The 2,255-nt window shown below is 70.5% G+C and carries 2 protein-coding genes; both read right to left on the reverse strand.

Annotation, left to right across the window (positions count from 1 at the left end):
- Positions 1-94: 94 nt before the first annotated feature.
- Positions 95-850, reverse strand: a complete 756-nt coding sequence (locus ACZ7GX_RS31615; protein ID WP_498781950.1) for a GH12 family glycosyl hydrolase domain-containing protein — start codon at positions 848-850, stop codon at positions 95-97.
- A gap of 134 nt (positions 851-984) precedes the next feature.
- Complete coding sequence (locus tag ACZ7GX_RS31620; protein ID WP_498781952.1) at positions 985-2,109, reverse strand: ricin-type beta-trefoil lectin domain protein; 1,125 nt, start codon at positions 2,107-2,109, stop codon at positions 985-987.
- Positions 2,110-2,255 lie beyond the last annotated feature (146 nt).

The following is a 2,255-nucleotide window of genomic DNA, read 5'->3' on the forward strand; positions in this document are numbered from 1 at the left end:
CCCCTCCCCCCTCCTCCCCCCCCCCCCTCTCCCGTCGGGGCGCTATCCCCTCCCCCCCCCCCCCCCCCCCCCCCCCCCCCCCCCCACCGGGCGGTCAGCCGACGTTGGCGTAGTAGGAGTGCACGTCCAGCTGCCCGTTGCCGCTGAAGACCTCCGCGCCGTGCTGCACGCTGGTGAGGTACTTCTGGTTGCTCAACCACCCGCGGTTGACCAGGTGCGAGGTGAAGTCGCGCAGGTTGAACGCGGCCGAGGTGGTGTTGCCCGTCCGGACGAACGAGTAGACCTCCCAGCCGATGTTGCCCCGGTACAGGTCCCAGGTGGCGCCGGCGATCGACACGGTGGCCTGCCGCGTGCCGACCGGCCCGGCGCCGCCGGCGCGGTAGGTCCAGATCATGATCTCGTCGGACGGGTTGGCGGTGCCGGGGTTGGACACCGGGTGCAGCCACAGGTCGTAGGCGACGTTCATGACGTTCGCCGTGTTCTGCCGGACGGTGTAGTTCGCGCCCGTGTTCACCGACCGGTTGTCCGCCAACCGGACCGGCAGGCCGGTGTTCGCCGGCTTGGTGCCCCAGTGCCAGCCGAGCACCGAGCTCGCGTAGGACTTCACCTGCCCCGGCCCGCCGCTCCAGTCCCAGCTCGTGCCCCACGAGATCGAGCCGCCGGACGACACGTCCCACACGCACTGCCACCCCTGGCCCGAGTCCTGGCCCCACACGTTGTTGTTGACCCAGTACTTGCCCATGGTGATCGAGTAGAAGTCCGCGCAGCTGCCGGCCGCCTGCGCGGTGCCGGTGGTCGGCACGGCCAGTGCGGCGGCGGCCACCACGGCTACCACGAACCTCTTCAGCATGGAGCTCCACCTTTCTCTCGGAAATTCGCGGCCGAAAGCTTCCGTCGAGTGGGTTGCGCGCAAGCGCCCACCGGGGATCGGTGATTCTTCGAATCGCCGTCGAACTACCCGGTGGGCGCTTCTCCGCGTCGCGGTCAGGCCGGCGTGCGGAGGGTCCACTGCTGGTTGGCCTGCCCGGAGCAGGTCCACAGGGCCAGCTTGGTGCCGTTGGCGGTGCCGTGGTTGACCGCGTCCAGGCACAGGCCGGACAGCACGTTGGTGATGGTGCCGTTGGCGTTGACGTTCCACTGCTGGTTGGTGTCGCCGTGGCAGTCCCAGATCACCACCTGCGTGCCGTTCGTCGTGCCGCGGCCGTACGCGTCCAGGCACTTGGTGCCGTAGACGACCAGCTGCTTGCCGGAGGTGTGCGTCCAGGACTGGTTGGGTTGGCCGTGGCAGTCCCACAGCTGCAGCTGCGTGCCATTGGTGGTCGTCGAACCCGGCACGTCGAGGCAGCGCCCCGACCCCGCGCCGACGACCTGCCTGCCCTGCGGGGCAACGGGGTCGCCGATGCTCCCGGGCACGGCGCGCAACGCGTTGTACCAGGTCGCGGCCATCTTGTCGTAGCCGGTGGCGGTCGGGTGGACGCCGTCGATCAGGTCGGCCGTCGTCAACGCGGCGTGCATGTCCACCATGCGCACGCGCTTGCCCGCGGCGACCTTGCTCTGCACCATGCTCGGGATGGTGGCGTTGAAGTTCCGGGCGGCGGTGTTCTGCCCGGAGTTGGCCAGCGGGATGATCGTCGCGACGAACACGTCCGCGTTCGGCACCGTCGCGGTGATGCGGTCGACGAGCGCCGACAGGCGGGCGGGCGCGCCGGCCACGTTGTAGTTCTGCAGGATGTCGTTGGTGCCGATGTGCAGCAGCACCGTGCGCGGTGTCGTGTTCCGCAGCCAGTTGACGACGTTCGCGTCGATCTGGTCGATCCGCCAACCGGGGTGGCCCTGGTGGTCGTGGTCCCCGAGCGAGCCGGGACCGTTGAACTGCGAACCGACGAAGTCCACCCGGTAGTTGCCGGACCCGAACCGCTGCCACAGCCCGATCCGGTAACCACCGGGCACCTGCGTGCCCTCGGTGATCGAGTCGCCCAACGGCATGACCCGCACCCCGCCGTTGGACTCCGCGACGGCCTGGCCGGCCGGCAGCAGCGCGGCGGTGACCAGCGCGGCGGTGATCAGGGCCGCGGCGCGCGCGGCGAATCTGCTGAGGCGTTGTCGCACTTGTTCTCCTCGGGTTGAGCGGCGGGGGGGGGGGGGGGGGCGGGGAGGGGGGGGGGGGGGGAAAAAAGGGGGGGGGGGGGGGGGGAACCCACCCCCCGTTGGGGACACCACTCTCAAGCCACCAACGCCACCACGCGGCGTTTGGC

The organism is Actinosynnema sp. NPDC037264 (genome assembly GCF_055603705.1).

Bases quoted from the DNA above. Each gene is read 5' to 3' on its own strand.
- ACZ7GX_RS31615 (WP_498781950.1), bottom strand. From the start codon at position 850: ATGCTGAAGAGGTTCGTGGTAGCCGTGGTGGCCGCCGCCGCACTGGCC.